The sequence below is a fragment of the Streptomyces sp. SID3212 genome, from assembly GCF_009865405.1.
GTDB lineage: Bacteria > Actinomycetota > Actinomycetes > Streptomycetales > Streptomycetaceae > Streptomyces.
Map to the genome: position 1 here is coordinate 1 of NZ_WWJY01000605.1, position 3,091 is coordinate 3,091.

The 3,091-nt window shown below is 71.9% G+C and carries 1 protein-coding gene; it reads right to left on the reverse strand.

The genetic code is table 11. The features are described from left to right. A partial coding sequence (locus GT042_RS18015; RefSeq protein ID WP_161309735.1) for a non-ribosomal peptide synthetase occupies window positions 1-3,091 on the reverse strand: 3,091 nt, incomplete at both ends.

Genomic DNA, 3,091 nt, shown 5'->3' on the forward strand with positions numbered 1-3,091 from the left:
TCTCGATCTCGCCGAGTTCGATGCGGAAGCCCCGGAGTTTGACCTGCTGGTCGGCCCGGCCGAGGTATTCGAGGGCCCCTTCGTGGTTCCAGCGGGTGAGGTCGCCGGTGCGGTACATCCGGGTGCCCGCGGGACCGTACGGGTCGGCGACGAAGCGGTCGGCGGTGAGCGCGGGCCGGTCCAGGTAGCCCTGGGCGAGACCCGTGCCCGCGATGTACAGCTCGCCGGGCGCGCCCGGCGGGACGAGGCGGAGGTGGTCGTCGAGGACGTAGAGGCGGTGGTTGTCGAGGGGGCCGCCGATGGGCAGGGCGCCGGAGTCGGCGGCGAGGGGGCGGTCGACACGGTGGGTGGTGGCGAAGGTGGTGGTCTCCGTCGGGCCGTAGCCGTTGACCACGGCGATCCCCGGGCAGCGGTCCATGACCCGGCGTACGGCGTCCGGCGGGACGACGTCGCCGCCGGCCCAGACCTCCCGTACCCCCGCGAAGGCCTCGGGCGCCTCCTCCGCGACGAGGCGGAAGAGGCCCGCCGTCATCCAGAGGGCGGTGATGGAGTGCTCGGTGAGGAGGCGCTGGTAGGCGGCGGTGTCGAGGTGGCCGGCGGGTGCGACGACGAGGGTGCCGCCGTTGAGCCAGGGGACCCACATCTCGTACGTGGAGGCGTCGAAGGCCATCGCCGAGTGGAAGAGGACGCGGTGGTGGTGGCCGTTGGCGTACATGGTCTGGGCGGCGAGGTCGGCGACGTTGCGGTGGGTGACCGCGACGCCCTTGGGCACACCGGTCGAGCCCGAGGTGAACATCGCGTAGACGGGCTGGTCGGGGTGGACCGGCACGGCCGGATCGGTGGTGTCGGCGGAGTGGGTCCCGGTCGTGAGGGTGGTCACGCCCGGCGGAAGGGTGAGCCGGCCGGGCTCGCGGTCGGTGAGGAGGTGGGTGATCGCGGACTGTCCGGTGACGAGCTGGATCCGGTCGGCGGGGTAGCGGGTGTCGAGCGGGATGTAGGTCGCGCCCGCCTTGACGACGGCGAGGGTGGTGACCACGGCGGTGAGGGAGCGCTCCTGGAGGAGGGCCACGCGGCTGCCGGGCCGTACCCCTTCCGCGATGAGCTGGTGGGCGGTCCGGTTGGCGAGTGTGTCGAGTTCCCGGTAGGTCAGTTCACGGTCGTCGGCGACGACGGCGATCGCGTCCGGGGTGCGGTGGGTCTGCGCGGCGAACAGCTCCGCGAGGTTCTTGTCGGGGGTGCCGGTGGCGAGGCCGTTCCACTCCTCCAGGAGGAGTCCGCGCTCGCCCGCCGAGAGCAACTCCAGCTCGCCGACCGGCAGATCGGGGGAGGTCACGGCTCCGGTGAGGAGGCGGACCAGGCGGTCCGCGGTGGCTTCTGCGGTACGGGGGTCGTAGAGGTCGGTGGCGTACTCGACGGTGATGGTCAGACCGGCGGGCCGGCCGTCGTCCGTACGGTGCTCCTCGAAGCCGAACGTCAGGTCGAACTTGGCGATCTGCACCGCCGAGTACTCGTACGCCGTGTCCAGCCCGGGGAGCCCCGGCGCCTCGGCGGTGGTGTCGCCGACGGTGAGCATGACCTGGAACAGGGGGTGGCGGGCGGTGGTGCGCTCGGGGTTGAGGGCTTCGACCAGCCGGTCGAAGGGGAGGTCCTGGTGCGCCCAGGCCGCGAGGTCGGTCTCCCGGACGCGGGAGAGCAGGTCGCGGAAGCTCGGATCACCCGTCAGATCCGTGCGCAGCACGAGGGTGTTGACGAAGAAGCCGATCAGGCTGTCGAGCTTCTGGTCGGTGCGGCCGGCGACGGGGGAGCCGAGGGGGATGTCATGTCCGGCGCCGGAGCGGGAGAGCAGGGTGGCGACGGCGGCCTGGGCCACCATGAACAGGGTGCTGCCCGTGTCCTGCGCCAGGGAGATGAGCGCGTCGTGCAGTCCGGCGGGGCAGTGCACGGTGTGCGTGGTGCCCCGGTTGGACGCGACGGCGGGCCGGGGGTGGTCGGTCGGAAGGGTCACTTCTTCCGGAAGGTCGGCCAACGTCTGCCGCCAGTGGTCGAGTTGGCGCTCCTCGTCGTTCTCCAGCAGCCGCTGCTGCCACAGGCTGTAGTCGGCGTACTGGACCGGTAGTGGTGCCCACTCCGGCGCCAGGCCCTCGATGCGGGCCGCGTAGGACGTGGTGAGGTCCTGGAAGAGCGGTCCGTTGGACCAGCCGTCCGAGGCGATGTGATGGATGACGACGAGCAGGACGTGTTCCCGCTCGCCGAGGGCGAGGAGGTGCGAGCGTACGGGGGCCTGGGTGGCGAGGTCGAAGGTGCGGGCGGACAGCTCGGCGAGGAGCGCGGGCAGCGCCTCCTCCGTGGTGGCGGTCAGAGGCAGGGCGACCGGGGCCGGCGGAAGGATGTGCTGGTGGGTGCGGCCCTCATGGGTGGGGAAGACCGTGCGCAGCGACTCGTGGCGGGTGGTGAGGTCGGTGAGGGCGAGCCGCAGGGCCTCGTGGTCGAGCGGGCCGGTGAGGCGCAGCGCGAGCGGGATGTTGTAGGTGGGGGAGGGGCCCTCCATCTGGTCCAGGAACCAGAGGCGCTGCTGGGCGGAGGAGAGCGGTATCAGCTCCGGGCGCTCCTCGCTCGTCAGCGCCGGACGCGGCAGTTCGCCGTTGCCCGCCGTGACCTGCTCCGAGAGGGCGGACACCGTGGGGTGCTGGAAGAGGTCCTTGACGCCGAGCTGGACGCCGAACGCCTGCCGGATGCGGCTGATGAGGCGGGTGCCCAGCAGGGAGTGGCCGCCGCTCCGGAAGAAGTGGTCGTCGATGGTGACCGACGGCAGTCCGAGGACGGCCGCGAACAGGCCGCAGAGCACCTCCTCCTGCGGAGAACGGGGCGCTCTTCCCTGGGTGACGTGGGAGACCTGGGGAGCGGGCAGGGCGCGCCGGTCGACCTTGCCGTTGGTGTTGAGAGGGATCCTGTCCAGGACCATGAAGGCGGACGGGACCATGTACTCGGGTACGGCGTCCGCGATCGCGCGGCGCAGCTCGGTGAGGTCGATGGTGGCGTTCTCGGCGGGGACGAGGTAGGCGACGAGGCGCTTGTCGCCGGGGCGGTCCTC